Source organism: Burkholderia sp. Ax-1724, assembly GCF_011752995.1.
GTDB lineage: Bacteria > Pseudomonadota > Gammaproteobacteria > Burkholderiales > Burkholderiaceae > Paraburkholderia.
On record NZ_VWWL01000024.1, the window covers coordinates 24,692 to 44,642 of the forward strand.

Genomic DNA, 19,951 nt, shown 5'->3' on the forward strand with positions numbered 1-19,951 from the left:
CTCGGAATGCTGGTTTTCGAACGGACAGTCTTCACGGTCGGGGGAGTGTCCGCGGGACACGCAGGCCCGGCCGTCTGAGATGAGTATTCGAGTAGCACTTCGTGGCCGGTTGCACGCGTTCAGTGTTCGACCTCGTAAGCTATTGGTCACATACATTCGCCTGGGTCAGTGGTAACTCTTTGACTTCTTGGTTACCAAGCGCAACCCGCCACTATCAGCCACCCGCGAGCAATGCGACGTAGCCACCCATATCACCCTAATCTGGAGCCAGTAGTTCATGCAGACCGAATCGCCAATCCGCGTCCTTCGCCTGATTCCTCGCACCGTGTGGGTTCTGGGCTGTGTCAGCCTGCTGATGGATGTCTCCTCCGAGATCATCCATAGTCTGTTACCTATGTTCCTGATGGTTGGCCTCGGGGCGAACGCCGCCACGATCGGCGTCATCGAGGGTATCGCGGAAGCCACGGCACCCGTCGTCAAGGTGTTCTCCGGAACGCTGAGCGACTATCTCGGCAACCGCAAATGGCTGGCGGTGACGGGGTACGGACTCGGCGCACTCAGCAAGCCGCTGTTTGCGATTGCGCCGACAATCGGCATCGTCGTGACCGCACGGATTATCGACCGGGTTGGCAAGGGAGTGAGAGGCGCGCCACGGGATGCCCTGGTGGCTGACGTGACCCCCGTGCACCTGCGCGGTGCCGCGTATGGATTGAGGCAGTCGCTCGACACCGTGGGTGCGTTTCTCGGGCCGCTGCTTGCCGTTGTCGTCATGCTGACGTGGGCGGACAACTTCCGGCTCGCTTTCTGGCTCGCCGTCATCCCGGGATGGCTCGCTGTCGCACTGCTGACGTTCGGAATCGCAGAGCCTGCACACGCACTCGGCACGAAGCGCGTCAACCCGATTCACTGGGATAGCCTGAGGCAGTTGGATCGGACCTACTGGTGGGTCGTCCTGGTTGGCGGTGTGTTCGCGCTGGCGCGTTTCAGCGAAGCGTTCCTGGTGTTGCGCGCGATGCACAGCGGTGTCCCCGTTGCGCTCGTTCCTCTCGTGATGGTCGCGATGAACGTCGTTTATTCTCTCTCCGCTTATCCGTTCGGCAAGCTGGCGGATACGACGAGCCATACGAGGCTGATGGTTGCGGGCTTGTTCGTACTGGTTGTCGCCGACGTTGTACTCGCCGGCAGTGCCCATTGGGGGGCCGTGCTGACTGGAGTCGCGCTTTGGGGCTTGCATATGGGAATGACGCAGGGACTGCTAGCGACGATGGTGGCCCATGCTGCGCCTCCCGGTCTACGAGGTACGGCCTTCGGTTTTTTCAATCTCCTGAGCGGTATCGTGACGCTCGCCTCCAGTGTCATTGCCGGCATCCTGTGGGATGGACTCGGCGCGCCGACTACGTTTTATGCGGGAGCGGCGTTCAGTGTTCTGACTGCGGCACTGCTTCTGTGCAAGTCACGGCCGTCGGAAGCGGCGCGCAGTGGTTTGCAGTAGCGCAGGCACGGAACAACGCGTAGGAGGCAGGTTGCTGTACCGTCGGCCCGTTTGGAGCATTCGATCGGGGTAGCAAGATCGTTGACGACACAGGGCTGCGCCTCTGCTTTATGGCGGCGAAGTCTGAGGGGTAGTCTTTGGAAGGACACGCTCACAATGCGGCCATTGCGGCCGTCGGCACGATCGCGGACCATGGGCCGCTATGGGTTGCTCTGCAGTCGTTAGACCGCTCACTACTTATGGATGAAAAGGGAGAACTCAGCCATTGGGTTTTGCTGATCCCCGTGCTAGACCCGCAATATGCCGCGAAAACCCCTCGCTGCGTAGTACGACTGTGCGCCATTGTGATACACGAAAACCGTGTCATAGCGCCTGTCACAGAACAGCGCTCCGCCAAGTTTCCTGATTTCCGGCGGCGTCGCAACCCAACTGGAAGTCTTGGCATCAAAGCAGCCGAGTTTTTGCAGATCGCGGTACTGCGCCTCCGACAGCAACTCGATTCCCATTGCTGCCACCGTGTCCAGGACATTACCCGCTGGTTTGTTCTCCTTTCTGGAATCCAGCGCTTCACGATCAAAGCAAAAGCTTCTCCGGCCGCCGGGACTTTCAGCGGAACAATCACAGAATATGATCTGTCCGGTTTTCTCGTCGTGACCAATGACATCTGGCTCACCACCCGTGGCTTCCATCTCGTGAAGCGACCGCAATTTTTTTGGATCTGACGTCATCCGCGATTGAACCTGCGTCCACTCGATGTCTTTGTGACGGCTCAGATTTTTCTCGAAGCGGGCTTTAAGTGTGGAAATCAGGGATTCACTCTGCTTCTTCGTCAGGCTCATGGAACCTCTCCTCAAGACTCACTACTGACTTTCGATTACGTACGAATGCTGCCTGGGTACCCAACCAGTAGTAGACGGACTCGTCGGTCCATCTACGGTTAATAGTGCGGACAAGCATATCAGGGTTGGCGTTTACCGCGGCCACCAGCAGGTTTGCCAGCCGGCTTACGTGAACTCGCAATTGGCTTGCCGGCGGATTTGCTGCGCGGCTTCTGCACGCTGAACGGGCTACCGCTAGACAAAGCTGTGCCTTTACCCGCGGCCACAGCACGTTGCGCCGCAGGCTTGTGCCTGTTTTCGCCACTTTGCGGGTGCGGCTTTTTGCCGGGCACCTGCGTTGCGCCCGGCGCGGCGAACGGCACCTTGGGCTTCTTCGGCTTTTTCGGTTTCCTGATGATCTGCCCCGTCGCGCTAGTTTGCGGCACGCGGTGTTCAGCTTCAAAACCGGGCTCTTCCTCACGGCGCAGCGTTTGCCGGATCAGCGCTTCAATCGCGGCCAGCTGCGGCGCTTCATCGGCACACACAAGGGACACCGCCACGCCGCTGGCACCTGCACGGCCGGTGCGGCCAATACGGTGCACATAGTCTTGCGCCACGATCGGCAGATCAACGTTGATCACCAGCGGCAGATCGTCGATATCGAGCCCGCGCGCAGCCACATCGGTGGCGACCAGCATCTGTACTTCGCCTGTCTTGAAGCGCTCCAGCGCACGCAGGCGCGCGGGTTGCGGTTTATCGCCGTGGATGGTGTCGACCGCATAGCCCGCGTCATCCAGCATGGCCGCCAGGTAATCCACGCCATTGCGGGTTTTGACGAACACCAGCGCGTGCTCCCAGTTGTTCTCGGCCACAAGGTGCATGAACAGGTCAGGCTTGTTCTTTTTGTCCACCGTCACCACCCACTGCCTGATCTTGCTGGCCGTGGCATTGGGCGGGCTGACGCTGATATCGACCGGGCCGCGCAGAATACCCGCCGCCATGGCGCGGATATCCTCGGTAAACGTGGCGGAGAACAGCAGGGTCTGGCGCTGGGCCGGCAACGCTGCGAAGACGGCGTTGAGTTCGCGCGCAAAGCCCAGATCCAGCATGCGGTCGGCTTCATCCAGCACCAGCGTTTGTACCTGATCAAACTGCACTGCGTTCTGGCGATGGAGATCCAGCAAACGGCCCGGCGTGGCAACGAGCACATCCACGCCTTTGCGCAACTTCATCATTTGCGGGTTGATACTCACGCCGCCATAGGCGGCCAGAAATCGCAAATCGAGGCCTTTGCCGTAACCGACGAAGCTTTGCAGCACCTGTTCGGCCAGTTCACGTGTGGGCACCAGCACCAGAACGCGCGCGCGGTTGCTGGACACCGCCGGGCCGTGTTGCACCAGCCGCTGCAACAGCGGAAGCGCAAAACCCGCCGTTTTGCCGGTGCCGGTCTGTGCCGCCGCCATGACGTCCTTGCCACTGAGCACGGCAGGAATCGCCTTGACCTGCACCGGCGTAGGTGTCCGGTAATTGAGGTCCTGCACATTACGCAGCAAGTGATCGATCAGGCCAAGCGAGGCAAATGACATGGGCGTATTCCGGGCTGAAACTGTAATTCTAGCGGTTGTGTTGAGTGGCAATGGATGAATTGAATGTCTGGGCGTTTCGTGGCCACAGAGTCGATCAATGGATGGCGGTCGGAATCCCGCATGCGACGAATAAATCCTGGCGATCCTATGCAGTCGCCCGAAACCGGGCCGGCATGCGACCGCTCGCCGCGCCGTTGCGTCAAATCTCCGTGTGTTCTGTCATTTCAAGCGCAAGCCATTGCGGAGAATAGGCCTGCTAGAATCACCGGGCCTGATTATTTCGCTATATATAGCTTGCGTCGCCGCATGCCCAGAGGGCGATCGCAAGCGCGAATGGAGAGTGCAATGCCGTTGAGTCTGAATACCCAGGACACCCATTGGCGCATCCATGAACTGGTGTGGGGCGGATTCCACGCCCTTGATGACATCGAGGCGATCATCACGGATGAATATCTCGATCCCGACGACCTTAACGCCGACGACTTGGTCTGGGTGAAATCCGAGGTGGCCCAGGCGACAGCCGCCAAGCGCGCCATGGAAGCCGAATGGTCAAACCCTACCGAATACGACCGCCTGGAGAAAGTGTTCCAGGCGCTTCGGGTTGAACACTTCATCGCCCTGCATTGCGCGGGCAATACCAACCAGGAAGGGAAAGACGATGCGCGGGAGGTGTGGAAGGCCGCGGGCGGCCCAGGCTCCGGGCTGCTAGGCTACTGTTTCTATCACAGCCAGGACGTAGATCGCGCTGTTGATACCGGCCATCTTTACCTGTCTTTCAGCGGCGTCGGCCCGACTCCGCAGGCCCGTGACGAGCATACCCTGCTGCTCTCGCGTCGCCTGATCGAACTCCTGCGGGAGGCGGGCTTCGCTACTCACTGGAGCGGTTCGATTGAAGAGCGAATCGACATCGACCTGGGGCAGTGGCGCAAACGTAGCCCGCAATAGAGCCGGCTCTCGCCGACGCTATTCCGCTGGTCACTCAGATGACACGCGCGACGAATTTAATCTCGATCAGCTGACCGACGAACGCCAGGCGCGGCGTTGCCAGCATCGTACTCGTCACGATCGGCATGTTGCTGCCGTAAGCCTGCCGTCGAATGTCGCCCGCCACGGCAAAGGCCGTGTCCACGTCGAGAACCAGGAGCGTTTCCTCGACCACATTTGCCATCGTGAAGCCGAGCAGTTTCAGCACCTTGGTCGCATTCGCGTAGGCCTGGCGCATCTGCAGGCCCATGTTGGAGAAATCGACGACTTTACCGTTGGCATCGACCGGCGCCGGGGCGACCAGCTTGCCCGTATCGTCATGGCTGAGCTGACCCGATACGTAGATCGTGTCGCCGACGCGAATCGCCTGCACGTAGCCGTAGCTCGCTTCCCAGGGCACCCCCAGGTTCACCCATTGCTTATCGGGGCAGGTTGCGGCCGAGGCCGTCGTGGCCAACAGGCCGGACGCCGTTGCTGTTGCTGCTGCTGCTGAAGTCGCGAGGAATCTGCGACGCCCCGAAGTCAGGTCGAGGGCGCTGCCGTTCGCGGGTGCCGTTTTATTGCTCATGCCGTACTCCTTGCTTGACGTGATGGGATGGGGCTTTCACGATGCACACTCTATAAATTCTGCCGCGCTAGATAAACAGCAGGCAGCCTGATGGTTTGTCCACGAGAGAGAGACAATGGATCGTTTCCACGAGATGAAAGTCTTCACGACGGTCGTCGATACGGGCAGCTTCGCCGGCGCGGCCGATTCGATGGCACTTTCAAAGCAGACCGTTTCAAAGCGGGTCGGCGAGCTGGAGAAGCGCCTGGGCGTGCGCCTTCTCCATCGCACCACGCGCCGGCTTTCGATCACCTCGGAGGGCGAGACCTTTCTCGCCCGATGCCGTGCGCTGCTGGCCGGCGTCGATGAGGCCGAGGCCGAACTCACCGCGCATCACGGTGCGGCGTCCGGGCGGTTGAAGGTCAACGTGCCCATGACGTTCGGCCTGTCTCATCTGGCGCCGCTATGGGGGCGCTTCACCGCCGACAACCCGGATGTGATGCTCGAGGTGACGCTGACCGATCACGTCGTCGACCTCGTCGACGAAGGCTTCGACATGGCCGTGCGTATCGCGCGCATACCCTCCAGCTCACTGGTCGGTCGCAAGCTCGCGTCGACGCGCATGATCCTCTGCGCCTCGCCGGTCTATCTCCAGGCGCGAGGCCGGCCTCTTCATCCCTCGGACCTGCAGCGGCACGACATCATTGCCTATAACCTGTTTTCTCTTGGCGACCAATGGGAGTTCGAGAATGCCGGCGAGATCGTGACGACACGTGTCCTGCCGCGTGTGCGCACGAACAGCGGCGATACCTGCCTTGCCATGGCGCGTCAGCACCGGGGGATCGTCCTGCTGCCCAGTTTCCTGGTCGACGGTGTCATGACGAGCGGGGAACTGGTCGAGGTGCTGCCCGAGCACCGATCCATCGAGTTGGGCGTGTTTGCCCTGTATCCCTCGCGCAAGTTCGTCCCGGCCAAGGTGCGGCAACTGGTCGAGTATCTCGCCGAGTCGTTTCGCGACTCTCCGTGGCGGAACTAATCCTGCTGCTCGCTCACGCTGGCTTGCAGGCCGTCGTGCCGCCGGATTTGCACAATCCGGAGGCAGTCGGATACATTATCGAGTCGGGTACCGTTGAATTCGAAATCTGCCGGGCCCGTCTGCAGGCACAGCCCATGGCGCCTCGCGACCGCATTTCAATTTCAAAAAATGGCGGCTCCGACCCTATGGCCGCCCGGCGATGTATTGCACGGTGATGTGCCCGGAGGCACCGCCCGGCACGTTGAGCCAGCGTGGCAGGCTGGCCGGTACCGGCGCACCCGGCATCAGGCGCGTAGTAAGGAGACAGCGATGGACCAGCGGCAACGCGAGCACATCGAGACAGTAGTCCTGACGACTACCGGCGAGTCGTCAGGCGTCGCGCGCGCGCACGATGCCATCATCCAGAGTTCGTGGCGGCGTTGCGTGCATCAGTACGGTCTTGATCCGGCCCGCATGCAGGAAGCGCGCATTCTGCCGCAGATGCGCTTGCGCGAACATCAGCAACGCATCGACGATTTCACGCGGATTGCCCGTCATGGCCTCGAAACCCTGTACGGCCAGGTAGGGGGCATGGGCTACGTGGTGCTGCTGACGGATGCCGACGGCGTCACCGTCGACTACCTCGGCAATGCCAATACGGACGCCGCGCTACGACGCGCCGGCCTTTATCTGGGCGCCGAATGGAGCGAAAACGGTGCGGGCACCTGTGCGGTCGGTACGGCGCTGGCGACGGGTCAGGCCCTGACCGTACATCAGGCCGATCATTTCGATGCGACCCATATTCCGCTGACCTGCACCGCGGCGCCGCTGTTCGATTCGTATGGTCAGCTCAATGCGATTCTCGACATCTCCGCGCTGAGTTCGCCGCAGGCGAAGTACAGCCAGATGCTTGCGCTGCAACTGGTACGCATGTACGCCAATCAGATCGAGGACGCCTATTTCTTGCGCCGGCACAGGCAGGACTGGATGCTCAAGCTCAGCCCGGCGTCCGAGTTCCTCGACGTCAACCCGGAGTACCTGATCGCCCTCGACGCCGATGGCCGGATCTCGGGCCATAACCGTCGCGCCCAGCAAATGCTGATTGCCGAGCCCGGTGTCGAGGCGAGGGGGCTGTCGCTGATCGGCCTGCGCTTCGAGGCGTTGTTCGAGGCGCGTCAGGAGGACCTGGGCCGCTTCGTCTACTCGCGGCCCAGTGAGCAGCGCGTCGTGCGGCTGAGCCATAGCGGAAAACGGCTCTACCTGAGCGTGATGCCGCCGGTGCTGCGTTTGCAGCATGGAATGCCGGACAGCGCAGCGCTGCCGCTGCCCCCCGAACTGGAGGCCCTATGCGGTGGCGATGCGATGTTGCAGCAGCAATTGCAGCGTGCCGCCAAGCTGGTCGATTCGCGCATCAACCTGCTCATCAACGGCGAGACCGGCAGCGGCAAGGAGTTTTTTGCCAAGGCGCTGCATCGAGCCAGTTCACGCCGCAATGGTCCATTTATCGCGGTCAATTGCGCGGCGATTCCCGAAACGCTGATCGAGAGCGAGTTGTTCGGGCATCTGCCCAACAGTTTCTCGGGCGCCGGTTCCAGGCCCAAGCGCGGCCTGATCGAGGCGGCAAACGGCGGTACGCTGTTCCTCGACGAGATTGGCGACATGCCGCGCGAGTTGCAGTCGCGTCTGCTGCGGGTGCTGTCCGAGGGCGAGGTGCTGGCGATCGGCGCTTCGCGTCCGGTGCCCGTCGATGTGCGAGTCATTTCGGCCACTCACCACTCGCTCGATCAGCTGATCAGCAGCGGGCGGTTTCGCGAGGATCTGTACTACCGTCTCAACGGTGCGCGCTTTGTGCTGCCGCCGCTGCGCGAGCGCAGCGATCTGGACTGGCTCGTGCAGAAGCTGCTTGCCGTACCGGAGCGCGAGTCCGGTTTCACGATCTCGGACGCGGCGCGCGAGCGGCTGCATCGTCATCGCTGGCCGGGCAATTTGCGCGAACTGCGCAACGCGCTCGAATATGCGCGCGTGGTTTGCAGTCATGGCCACATCGAAGTGGATGACCTGCCCGAAGGTATCGGCGAGGCAGCCGTGGCGGCGCGCGAGGCTGCCGGCGTGGCGACGCATTCGGCCGCGGCGTTGGAACCCGCCGTTCTGCCGCCCGAGGGCATGCTGCTCATGCAGTACCTGCGCGCGTCCGGCTGGAACCTGAGCGCCGTTGCCCGCCAGATCGGCATTAGCCGCATGACCCTGTACCGCCGCATGGCGCGCTATGGCATCCAGTCGCCCAACCGCAGCGACACGGATGCCGGCGAGAGCCGGCGCTAACGGCACGGCCCGCGTTTCACCGATACGACTGTCCACCACGATGCAGTTGCCGCTGTGACACCTGTCTCGTCGGCACGCTCCAGCTCGGCGCTTCACGTCGATTCGCGTCCCTTCATGCCCCTTCGCGTCCCTATTCCCGGGGGTATTCCCGTAGATTTTCCGCCCATCCCGGGGGATGCGGCATTGGCATAGTCGTTGCGGTATTTACGCCTGTCAGAACACGCACATCAGGAGACAGGCATGCGCGAACCTTGTCCGGTTCGTCCGCCGCGGGTTGGCATCATTGCCAATCCCATTTCGGCACGCGACATCCGCCGGGTCATCGCCAACGCGAACAGCCTGCAACTGGCCGATCGCGTCAATATCGTGCTGCGGCTGCTGGCCGCGCTGGCCGCCGGTGGGGTTGGCCGCGTGCTGATGATGCCGGACCGCGAGGGGCTGCGGGTCATGCTGCAGCGGCATCTGGCGCGCTCGCAAGGGCCCGATGCCGCGCTGGCGGCCGTCGAGTACCTGGACATGCCGGTCACCGGCAGCGTGGACGACACGCTGCGCGCCGCGCACATGATGCGCGAGGCGGGCGTTGCCGCCATCGTGGTGCTCGGCGGTGACGGCACGCATCGCGCCGTGGTTCGCGAGTGCGGTGATGTACCGATCGTCGGGATCTCCACGGGTACCAACAATGCCTTTCCCGACATGCGCGAACCCACCATCACCGGCCTCGCGACCGGCCTGTTCGCCAGCGGACGGATTCCAGCCTCGTGCGCGCTCGCGAGCAACAAGCGCCTGGACGTGACGATTCGCGAGCCGAACGGAGCAGTACGGCGCGATATCGCGCTGGTGGACGCGGTCATCTCCCGCGAGCAATACATCGGCGCGCGCGCCGTATGGAAGACCGACACGCTGGCCGCGGTCTACGTGTCGTACGCGAGTCCGCAGGCAATCGGCCTGTCCGCCATCGCCGGCCTGATCGAGCCGATCGGCCGGGACGAATCCGGCGGCCTCGCCGTCGAGCTCGCCAGCCCGGGCCATGGCGCGTTCGAGTTGATTGCGCCGATCGCGCCCGGCCTGTTGCAGCCGGTGCCGATCGCCGCCTGGCACCGCCTCGAACATGCCGTGCCGCAGCGTGTGCGGCAGCGCGCCGGCATCGTCGCGCTCGACGGCGAGCGCGAGCTGACCTTCGGTCCGCACGATGAAGTCTTCGTGACCCTGCACGAGAACGCCTTTCACAGCATCGACGTGGCCGCCTGCATGAGCTATGCGGCGGACGCGCAACTGATGCGCAGCGCCGCGGGCGCGAGCCTGCCCGTTGCCGGATTCCGCCCCCTCACTCCCCAAACCTGAAACAGGAGACAGACATGGACGCAGACATCGCAGCAGGGCAGGCCCGCTTGCCGCTCGACAAGGAGACGCTGCTCGCGGTCTACCGCAAGATGCGCACGATCCGCGAGTTCGAAGAGCGGCTGCACGTCGACTTCGGCCGCGGCGACATTCCCGGCTTCGTCCACCTCTATGCCGGCGAGGAAGCGACCGGGGTCGGCATTCTGCACCACCTGGGCGACGGCGACCGCATTGCAAGCACGCACCGCGGCCACGGCCATTGCATCGCCAAGGGCGTGGACCCGGTGGCGATGATGAAGGAGATCTACGGCCGCAAGGGGGGCTCCTGCAACGGCAAGGGCGGCTCGATGCACATCGCGGACCTGTCGAAGGGAATGATGGGCGCCAACGGCATTCTCGGCGCCGGCGCGCCGCTGATCTGCGGCGCGGCGCTGGCCGCCAGGTTCCGCGGCAAAGGCGAGGTCGGCATCACGTTCTGCGGCGACGGCGCGTCGAATCAGGGCACGGTTCTCGAAAGCCTGAACCTGGCCGCCGTCTGGAATTTGCCGGTGATCTTCGTGATCGAGAACAACGGCTATGCCGAATCGACCGCGCGCGAATACGGCACGGCCGTGGATAGCTATGTCGATCGCGCGGCCGGCTTCGGCATTCCGGGCGTGACGGTGGACGGCACCGACTTCTTCGCGGTGCACGAGGCCGCGGGCGAAGTGATCCGGCGCGCGCGCGAGGGCGGCGGGCCATCGCTGCTCGAATGCAAGACAGTGCGCTTCTACGGCCACTTCGAAGGCGATGCGCAGACCTATCGCGCACCCGGCGAACTCGACGAGATTCGCGGCAATAAGGACTGCATCAGGAAGTTCGCGCAGGTGGTGACGCGCGCGGAGGTGATTGCGCGCGATGAGCTGGAGGCGATTGATCGCGAGGTCGCGGCGCTGATCGAGCATTCGGTCGTGGAGGCCAAGGCGGCGCCGCTGCCGGGCCCCGAGGACCTGCTCGCGGACGTCTACGTCAGCTATTGAAAGCACTTTGCGACGACCGATCCCATCATTCAATCAGGAGACTTGACCATGGCCCGCAAACTGAGCATGAAGCTGGCGATCAACGAGGCGATCGACCAGGAGATGACCCGCGACCCGAGCGTCATCATGTTGGGCGAGGACATCGTCGGCGGTGCCGGCGCGAATGGCGAAAAGGACGCGTGGGGCGGCGTGCTCGGCGTGACCAAGGGCTTGTACGCCAAGCACGGCGATCGCCTGCTCGACACGCCGCTGTCCGAGTCCGCCTACATAGGCGCGGCGATCGGCGCGGCCGCGTGCGGCATGCGGCCGATCGCCGAGCTGATGTTCATCGACTTCATGGGCGTGTGCTTCGACCAGATCTACAACCAGGCCGCGAAGTTTCGCTACATGTTCGGCGGCAAGGCCGAAACGCCGGTCGTGATCCGCGCGATGGTCGGCGCCGGCTTTCGGGCCGCCGCCCAGCACAGCCAGATGCTGACGCCGTTGTTCACGCACATCCCCGGCCTCAAGGTGGTGTGCCCGTCCACGCCCTACGACACCAAGGGGCTGCTGATCCAGGCCATCCGCGACAACGATCCGGTGATCTTCTGCGAGCACAAGAACCTGTACGGCTTCGAAGGCGAAGTGCCGGAGAACTCGTATACGGTCCCCTTCGGCGAGGCCAACATCGTGCGCGACGGCAAGCACGTATCGATCGTCACCTACGGCCTGATGGTGCATCGTGCATTGGAAGCCGCCGCGACGCTGGCCAGGGAAGGCATCGAGGCCGAGATCGTCGATTTGCGCACGCTGTCGCCGCTCGATATCGACACCGTGCTGGAAACGGTCGAGAACACCGGCCGTCTGGTGGTGGTGGACGAGGCCAGCCCGCGCTGCAATATCGCCACCGACATTTCGGCGCAGGTCGCGCAGCGCGCGTTCGGCGCGCTCAAGGCCGGCATCGAGATGGTCTGCCCGCCGCATACGCCGGTGCCGTTCTCGCCCGCGCTGGAAGACCTGTACATCCCGAGCGCCGCGCAGATCGCGGAGGCGGCGCGCCGCACGATGCAAGGAGGGAAGAACTGATGGCTGCGATAACCCCGATCGTGATGCCCAAGTGGGGGCTCGAGATGCGCGAAGGCACCGTGCAGGACTGGCTGGTCCGGGAAGGCGAGCGCATCGAAGTCGGCACGGCGCTGGTCGACGTGGATACCGACAAGATTTCCAACGCGGTGGAAGCCGCCGATGCCGGACTGCTGCGCCGCATCGTCGCGCAAAGCGGCGAGACGTTGCCGGTCAAGGCGCTGCTCGGCGTGCTGGCGGAGCCGGACGTGAGCGATGCGGACATCGACGCCTACGTCGCCGCGTTCGAGGTGCCGGCCGCCGACAGCGACGACGAAGACGCCGGCCCGGCATTCGACTATGCGGAGGTGGACGGCATTCGCGTGCGCTACGCGCGTCGCGGGCCGGCGTCGGGCACGCCGGTGCTCTTTATCCACGGCTTCGGCGGCGACCTGAACAACTGGCTGTTCAACCTCGACGCGGTGGCCGAGAAGCATCCGGTGATCGCGCTGGACCTGCCGGCGCACGGGCAGTCCGCGATCAAGCTGGCCGGCACCACGCTCAAGGCGCAGGCGGCTTTCGTCGGCAAGTTCATGGAGGCCATCGGCGCGACGTCGGCGCACCTGGTCGGCCACTCGATGGGTGGCGGCGTCGCCGCGCAGATCGCCGTGGACGCGCCGCAGAAGGCGGCCTCGCTGGCGCTGATCGACAGCGCCGGCTTCGGCGACGAGGTCAACGCCGGCTATACCGACGGCTTCGTGCGTACCGATTCGCGCCGCGAACTCAAGCCCGTGGCCGAGCTGCTGTTCGCCGACCCCGCGCTGGTGAGCCGCCAGCTGCTGGACGACCTGCTCAAGTACAAGCGCCTGGACGGCGTGACCGAAGCGCTCGGCGCGCTGGGTACTCAACTGTTCGGCGGCGGCAGGCAGAGCGAACAGCCCGGCAAGGCGCTAGGCAGCTTCGGCAAGCCGGTGCTGGTGATCTGGGGCCGCGAGGATCAGGTCATTCCGAGCAGCCATGCCAGGGCCGCGCCCGCCGGCGCGACGGTGGAACTGCTGGACGGCGCCGGCCATATGCCGCAGATGGAGAAGGCCAACGAGGTGAATGCACTGCTGCGCCGGCATCTGAACCCGTGAAGCAGGCCGGCGTGCGTTGGCGACGACGCTCCTTCCGAATGCCGTGCCGGGCACGGCATCTCAAGGCAAGCCAGCCGATCTCCAGGACGCCTCGATCCTGTGGCGCAGGCGCAGCAGGAGGCGAGGCGTCCTGGATCACCTCATGTCATGCGGAACCAACCAGGGAATCCGAACCATGAAAGCAGCACGTTTTTACGATCGCGGCGACATCCGCATCGAAGACATCCCCGAGCCTGTCGTGGCGCCGGGCACCGTTGGCATCGACGTGGCCTGGTGCGGTATCTGCGGCACGGATCTGCACGAATTCATGGAGGGGCCGATTTTCATTCCGCCTTGCGGCCATCCGCATCCGATCTCCGGGGAGTCCGCGCCCATCACCATGGGGCATGAGTTTTCCGGCGTGGTGTATGCCGTGGGTGACGGCGTGACCGATATCGAAGTCGGCCAGCATGTGGTGGTGGAGCCCTACATCGTGGCCGACGACGTGCCGACCGGGCCGGGCGACAAGTATCACCTGTCGAAGAACATGAATTTCATCGGCCTGGGGGGCCGTGGCGGCGGCCTGTCCGAAAAGATTGCGGTCAAACGCCGCTGGGTGCATCCGGTTTCCAACGCTATTCCGCTCGATCAGGCGGCGCTGATCGAACCCTTGTCGGTGGGGCACCATGCCTTCACCCGCAGCGGCGCCAAGGCTGGCGATGTCGCGCTGGTCGGCGGCGCGGGCCCGATTGGTCTGTTGCTGTCGGCGATTCTGAAAGCCAAGGGTCTGCGCGTCATCGTGACGGAGCTGAGTGCGGCGCGCAAGGAAAAAGCCCGCGAATCCGGCGTTGCCGATTACATCCTGGACCCGACCGAAGGGGAGGTGGTCGCGGAAGTCATGAAGATCAGGGGCGGTAAGGGTGTGGACGTGGCGTTCGAATGCTCCAGCGTGAACAAGGTGCTGGACACGCTGGTGGCCGCGACCGCTGCGTCCGGCGTGGTGGTGATCGTGTCGATCTGGAGCCATCCGGCCACGATCAACGTGCACAGCATGGTCATGAAGGAACTGGACGTGCGCGGCACGATCGCGTATTGCAACGACCATCAGGAAACCATCAAGCTGGTCGAGGACGGCAAGATCGATCTGGCGCCGTTCATCACCCAGCGCATTCAGTTAGACGAACTGATTTCGCAAGGATTCGAGACCCTGATCCACAACAATGAATCGGCTGTGAAAATCATCGTTCAGCCCAGATTGAAGTGAGTCGGTGCTTCTCTGCGAGAAGGGCATATCTGCCGATCTGAGCTTTTGCGAGTTTTCGTGAGCCTTCGTGAGCCTATGCCATTTGACATCGTCGACTTCGATGCCGATGCCGCGGACCCCCTCGTCGCGGAGACGGCGCTGCTGCAGCTGGCCGAGACGGGCCGGTGCGTCGCGCACCTGTGGCAGGCCCCGCTGTCGCTGGTGGTGCCGCGCAGTTATCGGCGCTTCGCCGCTCTGGAGAGCGCTCGCGCCGAATTCGCGCGGCACGGGTGCCCGGTTTTTCTGCGCATGTCGGGCGGCGGGCTGGTACCGCAGGGGCCCGGCATTCTCAACCTGAGCCTGGCCTACCTGGTGCGGGGCACCGTGGGCGCGCTTTCCGACGGGGTGTATCGGCATCTATGCGAAATCCTGCGCGAGGCGCTCGGCATGTTGGGGCTTCAGACACATTGGCAGGCGGTGCAAGGCTCATTCTGCGACGGACGCTTCAACCTGGCCTGGGGGCCGCCGGACGATGCACGAAAGCTTGCCGGTACCGCGCAATACTGGCGCGGAGTGCGCTCGGACGCGGGTTCGCATGCGTCGCGGCATGCCGTGTTGGCCCATGCGGTGTTGCTGGTCAGCGCCGATCCGGAGGAGATCAACCAGCGGGCCAATGCTTTCGAGCAGGCCATCGAAAGCGGACGGCGCTATGACGCGCGGCGTGTGGTCAGCGTACAGGAGGCGCTTTCCCGAACCGGTGTGGTGCCGTCCGATGGGCTGATCGACTCGGTCATGTCGGCGCTGCGCGCGAGCGTGATGGCGACGCCGCCGCCCGTCGATAAAGGCGATTAAATGCAGTCCCGCTTTCCTGTGCCAACCGTCCAATGGAGACACGTGATATGGCATCCGTCAAATCAGCATCATCAACCGGAGACACACCATGAATCCCTTTGATTTGAAGCAACTCGGCCTCGACGTCGACTATCCGTATCGCCGGCAGTACGACAACTACATCGGCGGTCGATGGGTGCCGCCTGCCAACGGCGAATACTTCGAGAACGTGTCGCCGATTAACGGCCAGCCGTTCTGCCGCGTACCGCGCTCGCGCGGCGAGGACGTCGAATTGGCGCTCGATGCGGCGCATGCGGCGCGGCGCAAATGGGGCAAGACGTCCGCGGCGGAGCGCTCGAACCTGCTGCTCGCCGCCGCCGACCGGATGGAGAAGAACCTGAAGCTGCTCGCGGTCGCGGAGACGATCGACAACGGCAAACCGCTGCGCGAGACCATGGCTGCCGACCTCCCGCTCGCGGTCGACCACTTCCGCTATTTCGCCGGCTGCATCCGCGCGCAGGAAGGCGGGATCTCCGAGATCGACGACAACACGGTCGCATATCACTTCCACGAGCCGCTCGGCGTCGTCGGCCAGATCATTCCGTGGAATTTTCCGCTGCTAATGGCGGCCTGGAAGCTTGCGCCGGCGCTCGCCGCCGGCTGCTGCGTCGTGATGAAGCCGGCCGAGCAGACGCCCGCCTCGGTGCTCGTGCTCATGGAACTGATTGGCGAGCTGTTCCCGCCGGGCGTGATCAACATCGTGAACGGCTTCGGCAGGGAAGCGGGCGAACGGCTGGCAACCAGCAAGCGGATCGCGAAGATCGCGTTTACCGGGTCGACGCCGGTGGGCAAACACATCCTGCGTGCAGCGGCCGACAATCTGATTCCGTCGACGGTCGAACTCGGCGGCAAGAGCCCGAATATCTTCTTCGCCGACGTGCTGGATCAGGACGATGCGTTCCTCGACAAAGCGCTCGAAGGACTCGCGATGTTCGCGCTGAATCAGGGCGAAGTGTGTACGTGTCCGTCGCGCGTGCTGATTCAGGAGTCGATCTACGAGCGCTTCATCGAGAAGGCAATCGCGCGCGTCGAGCGTATCAAGGCCGGCCATCCGCTCGATATGCAGACGATGATCGGCGCGCAGGCGTCGCAGCAGCAGCTCGACAAGATCCTCTCGTACATCGACATCGGCCGCGACGAGGGCGCGCAGTGCCTGACGGGCGGCGAGCGCACCGCGCCCGTCGCGGAACTCGGCACCGGCTTCTATGTGAAGCCGACCATGCTGCTCGGCAACAACCGGATGCGCGTGTTCCAGGAGGAGATCTTCGGGCCGGTCGCGTCGGTGATGACGTTCAAGGACGAGCAGGATGCGATCGAACTGGCGAACGACACGTTCTATGGTCTCGGCGCGGGCGTGTGGACGCGCAACGGCACGCGCGCGTATCGCATGGGCCGCGAGATCGAGGCGGGCCGCGTGTGGACGAACTGCTATCACCTGTATCCGGCGCATGCGGCGTTCGGCGGCTACAAGCAGTCGGGCATCGGGCGCGAGACGCACAGGGCCGCGCTGTCGAACTACCAGCAGACGAAGTGCCTGCTCGTCAGCTATCAGGCGGATGCGCTCGGGTTCTTCTGATCGCGCGGGTTCCTGCGTGAGGAGGAGGCCGGAGCGTCGTGGTGAGAGTGGCGCTCCGGCGAGGGTGTGCCTGGTTCGAATCGGCATCGATGAGTTTCACCGATGCCGTTGCGTCTCGCCCGCGCGAACGGTTCGAAGCCAGATAGCGGATGCGAGCGCGAGCCCCATGCGCTCTAGAAGCTGTGGCGGATGCCCACGCGCACCACGACCTGGTTAGGCGTGTCCGATGGCGTGATGTTGTTGTTGGCCGCCACGGCCTCGGTACCCACCGAGTTCGTCCCGCTCGCGTGCTGCCATACGCCGCTCACGTAAAGCAGCGTGCGCTTTGAAAGCAGATAGGTCGAGCCCAGGTTCAACTGGCCGTAATGCGCGTCGCCTGCCCACGTGTAGCTGTAGGCGGCGCCGAGCAGCAGCGCCGGCGTCACGTTGAAGGTGTAGTTGCCTTCCAGCGTGTCGAAGTGCGCGTTGCCGCCGAGTGGTGTCGTCGTGGTAACGACGGCATCGTGGAACTGTGCGTTCGTGTACAACAGCCCAAAGTTCGATGCGCCGAACTGGTACTTCGCCCCACCGCCCGCGATCTGTAGCGAAGATGCGCTCGCATAGCCGCGGTAGATCGGCGTCGTCAGCGGATTCGCGAATGCCTCGTTCGCGACCGGCGGCGCGCTCGCGTTCCACACTGCCGTCGCCGGATTGTTCACCTTGATGTAGGCCGCCGCTACGGAAAGCGGTCCATTGCCATAGGTGAGCGAGAAGTTGACGACCTGATTGCGGCCCATCGATCCCGCGACGTTGCCGAATGCGTAGGCCGCACCGAACTGGAAGCCCGCGAGTGTCGGCGAAAGATACTTGACCGCGTTGTTGAGGTTGAAGTCGCCCCATACGTTGTCGACGTCGCCGGCGTGCGCGCCGAGGCCGCCCGCAAATTTACCCGCCGCCGACAGCGGTACAAGGCTTTCAAACAGCAGGTCGTACTGTTTGCCGAGCCGGATCTGTCCGTACTGGTCGCTGCCCACGCCAACGTAGGCCATCCGCCCGAACAGAGCGCCGTTATTGCCGAGCGCGCCGTTGCTCGGATTGAAGCCGTTTTCCAGCTTGAAAAAGGCATGCAGTCCGCCGCCCAGATCTTCGGTGCCGGTGAGCCCCCACTTGCTGCTGCCGAGACCGCCTTGCGACATGGCCCACGACGATTTGCCGCCCTGATTGTTCGTGTACTGGAGGCCCTCGTCCACGACGCCATATAGCGTGACGGAGCTTTGCGCGTGTGCGAGACTCGCAGCCGCCCCGCATGCCAACATCATCACGACCTTTTTCATTGATTTCCTCCAAATCTTGATACGGTTGTTAGAAACGCTTTTATTCGTTATCCGGAATAAACTGACGGGGCACGTGCTGCGTGTGCTGTTTCGAGCATGTGTTTGCCAGCGGATAGCCCCTCGCGGGCGCTATCCCACTGGCGCCGCTTTATGCCTGCATGTAGACGGCGTGCGTGTGCGTGTACTCGTACAGACCATGCTTGCCGTCCGCACCGCCAATACCCGAGCGGCGCACGCCCGCGTGAAAGCCTTGCATCGCTTCGAAATTCTCGCGATTGACATAGGTTTCGCCAAAATCGAGTTCACGGCTCGCCTGCATTGCATGCGAGAGGCTGCGCGTGTAGATCGAGGATGTCAGCCCGTAAGCTGAATCGTTCGCCAGGGCGATCGCCTCGTCGAGTCCGTCGACGATCTGGATCGGCAGCACCGGCCCGAAGATTTCCTCGCGCATGATGTTCATGTCGGCGCGGCAATCGACTAGTACGGTCGGTTGATAGTGATAGCCCGACGCGCGCTCGGCGATTGCGCCGCCGGTGGTTGCCGTCGCGCCCTGCGCTATAGCCGTGCGGACCTTCGCTGTTACGTTCTCCAGCGCGCGGGCATTGATGAGCGGGCCCATGTCGAGCCCGTTATCCTTGCCGGGATCGCCATAGCGTGTCGCCGCCATCGCGGACGTGATCCTGTCGATGAACGCCGGGGCCACGGCGCGCTCCACGTAGACGCGTTCCGCGCAGTTGCACACCTGCCCCGTGTTGATGACGCGCGATGCGTGAATCGCCTTGACCGCGAGATCGAGGTCCGCGTCGGCCAGCACAATGGCCGGTGCCTTGCCGCCTAGTTCCAGGTTGACCTTGGTGAGGTTGCCCGCGGCCGCCGCCATGATTTTCGCGCCCGTCGGTACGCTGCCGGTAAAGCTCACCATGTCGATGCGATCGCTCGCAGCGAGTGCGGCGCCGACCTCGCCCGCGCCGCTCACCACGTTGAAGACGCCCGGCGGCAAATCGGTTTCGGCGACGAGTCGCGCGAATTCGAAGCAGTTGTTCGGCGTTTCCTCGCTCGGCTTGATGACGATGGTGTTGCCGGTCAGGAGCGCCGGCGCCATTTTTCGCGCAATGAGGAAGAACGGAAAGTTCCACGGCAGGATGCCCGCGACGACCCCCATGGGTTTGCGGAACAGGAATATGTTTTCACCCGGACGGTCGCTCGTGACAATCTCGCCTTCGATGCGGCGCGCCCACTCAGCCATGTAGTCGAGATAGTCGGCGGTGAAATTCACTTCGACTTCGGCAAGGCCGAGAATCTTGCCCTGCTCGAGCATGATGGTGCGCGCAAGGTGTGGCGCGTGCTCGCGTACTTTGGTTGCGATCCGCCGCAGAAAGCTCGCGCGATCGAGCGGCGTGCGCTTCGCCCAGGCGGGCTGGGCGCGGCGAGCGGCGTCCACGGCTAGCGCCACTTGTGCGGCGTTAGCCACCGGTACGCGCGAGAGCAGGGCGCCATCTGCGGGATTGACGACATCGAGATGTTCATTAGCCGGCACGAAGGCGCCGTCGATGTAGTGTTGATGGGTCGGCACGGCAGGACTCATGTTGTCTCCATAAATAATTAGAGGTACATATTGTTGAGAATATTGCGGCAGATGTATAAAACCTCT

Annotated in this window: 16 protein-coding genes; 11 read left to right on the top strand and 5 right to left on the bottom strand. The window is 63.5% G+C overall.

All coding sequences use genetic code 11. From position 1 onward, the window contains the following. Positions 1–277 precede the first annotated feature (277 nt). Positions 278–1,492, top strand: a complete 1,215-nt coding sequence (locus tag F3J19_RS25770; RefSeq protein ID WP_167048074.1) for an MFS transporter — start codon at positions 278–280, stop codon at positions 1,490–1,492. Positions 1,493–1,779: 287 nt separating this feature from the next. Here F3J19_RS25770 and F3J19_RS25775 read toward each other — a convergent pair whose 3' ends face one another. Together F3J19_RS25775 and F3J19_RS25780 are read right to left on the bottom strand one after the other, a co-directional pair. Beyond that, positions 1,780–2,331, bottom strand: a complete 552-nt coding sequence (locus tag F3J19_RS25775; RefSeq protein WP_167048077.1) for a DUF4256 domain-containing protein — start codon at positions 2,329–2,331, stop codon at positions 1,780–1,782. A 119-nt stretch (positions 2,332–2,450) separates the two neighbouring features. After that, positions 2,451–3,896 carry a DEAD/DEAH box helicase gene (locus F3J19_RS25780; RefSeq protein ID WP_167048080.1) on the bottom strand — a complete coding sequence of 482 codons (1,446 nt, stop codon included), beginning with the start codon at positions 3,894–3,896 and terminating at the stop codon, positions 2,451–2,453. A 345-nt stretch (positions 3,897–4,241) separates the two neighbouring features. Between F3J19_RS25780 and F3J19_RS25785 the strand changes: the two genes are divergently transcribed. Next, the gene (locus tag F3J19_RS25785; protein ID WP_167048083.1) at positions 4,242–4,841 is read left to right on the top strand and encodes a hypothetical protein; all 600 of its coding nucleotides are present in this window, start codon (positions 4,242–4,244) and stop codon (positions 4,839–4,841) included. Positions 4,842–4,875: 34 nt separating this feature from the next. Here the strand turns inward: F3J19_RS25785 and F3J19_RS25790 are convergent, their stop codons facing one another. Next, entirely contained in the window at positions 4,876–5,448 is a 573-nt protein-coding gene (locus F3J19_RS25790) for a RidA family protein (protein WP_167048086.1), read from the bottom strand. 115 nt (positions 5,449–5,563) lie between these two features. Here F3J19_RS25790 and F3J19_RS25795 point away from each other — a divergent pair, with 115 nt between their 5' ends. From F3J19_RS25795 to F3J19_RS25835, 9 genes are all read left to right on the top strand, one after another. Then, positions 5,564–6,463 (top strand): LysR family transcriptional regulator, encoded by a 900-nt coding sequence (locus tag F3J19_RS25795; RefSeq protein ID WP_167048089.1) that lies wholly within the window; start codon positions 5,564–5,566, stop codon positions 6,461–6,463. Between the two features lie 309 nt (positions 6,464–6,772). Next, a complete protein-coding gene (locus F3J19_RS25800; RefSeq protein ID WP_167048091.1) occupies positions 6,773–8,764 on the top strand; it encodes a sigma-54-dependent Fis family transcriptional regulator in 1,992 nt (663 codons plus the stop codon). Between the two features lie 240 nt (positions 8,765–9,004). After that, positions 9,005–10,105 (top strand): NAD(+)/NADH kinase, encoded by a 1,101-nt coding sequence (locus F3J19_RS25805; protein ID WP_167048244.1) that lies wholly within the window; start codon positions 9,005–9,007, stop codon positions 10,103–10,105. Positions 10,106–10,119: 14 nt separating this feature from the next. Further along, positions 10,120–11,121, top strand: coding sequence for a thiamine pyrophosphate-dependent dehydrogenase E1 component subunit alpha (locus F3J19_RS25810; protein ID WP_167048094.1), 1,002 nt, complete (start codon positions 10,120–10,122; stop codon positions 11,119–11,121). A gap of 48 nt (positions 11,122–11,169) precedes the next feature. Then, positions 11,170–12,186 (top strand): alpha-ketoacid dehydrogenase subunit beta, encoded by a 1,017-nt coding sequence (locus F3J19_RS25815; RefSeq protein WP_167048097.1) that lies wholly within the window; start codon positions 11,170–11,172, stop codon positions 12,184–12,186. Then, positions 12,186–13,298: an acetoin dehydrogenase dihydrolipoyllysine-residue acetyltransferase subunit gene (locus F3J19_RS25820; RefSeq protein WP_167048100.1), complete on the top strand. Its 1,113-nt coding sequence runs from the start codon at positions 12,186–12,188 to the stop codon at positions 13,296–13,298. Before F3J19_RS25815 ends, F3J19_RS25820 begins: the two co-directional genes overlap by 1 nt. A 175-nt stretch (positions 13,299–13,473) precedes the next feature. Then, on the top strand, positions 13,474–14,541 hold the full coding sequence (locus F3J19_RS25825) for a 2,3-butanediol dehydrogenase (RefSeq protein ID WP_167048103.1): 1,068 nt from the start codon (positions 13,474–13,476) through the stop codon (positions 14,539–14,541). A 75-nt stretch (positions 14,542–14,616) separates the two neighbouring features. Beyond that, a complete protein-coding gene (locus F3J19_RS25830) occupies positions 14,617–15,372 on the top strand; it encodes a lipoate--protein ligase family protein (protein ID WP_167048106.1) in 756 nt (251 codons plus the stop codon). Between the two features lie 88 nt (positions 15,373–15,460). Beyond that, entirely contained in the window at positions 15,461–16,987 is a 1,527-nt protein-coding gene (locus F3J19_RS25835; protein WP_167048109.1) for an aldehyde dehydrogenase family protein, read from the top strand. 173 nt (positions 16,988–17,160) lie between these two features. Here the strand turns inward: F3J19_RS25835 and F3J19_RS25840 are convergent, their stop codons facing one another. After that, a complete protein-coding gene (locus tag F3J19_RS25840) occupies positions 17,161–18,300 on the bottom strand; it encodes a porin (protein WP_167048111.1) in 1,140 nt (379 codons plus the stop codon). A 148-nt stretch (positions 18,301–18,448) separates the two neighbouring features. Continuing rightward, on the bottom strand, positions 18,449–19,885 hold the full coding sequence (gene aldA, locus F3J19_RS25845) for an aldehyde dehydrogenase (RefSeq protein ID WP_167048113.1): 1,437 nt from the start codon (positions 19,883–19,885) through the stop codon (positions 18,449–18,451). Positions 19,886–19,951 lie beyond the last annotated feature (66 nt).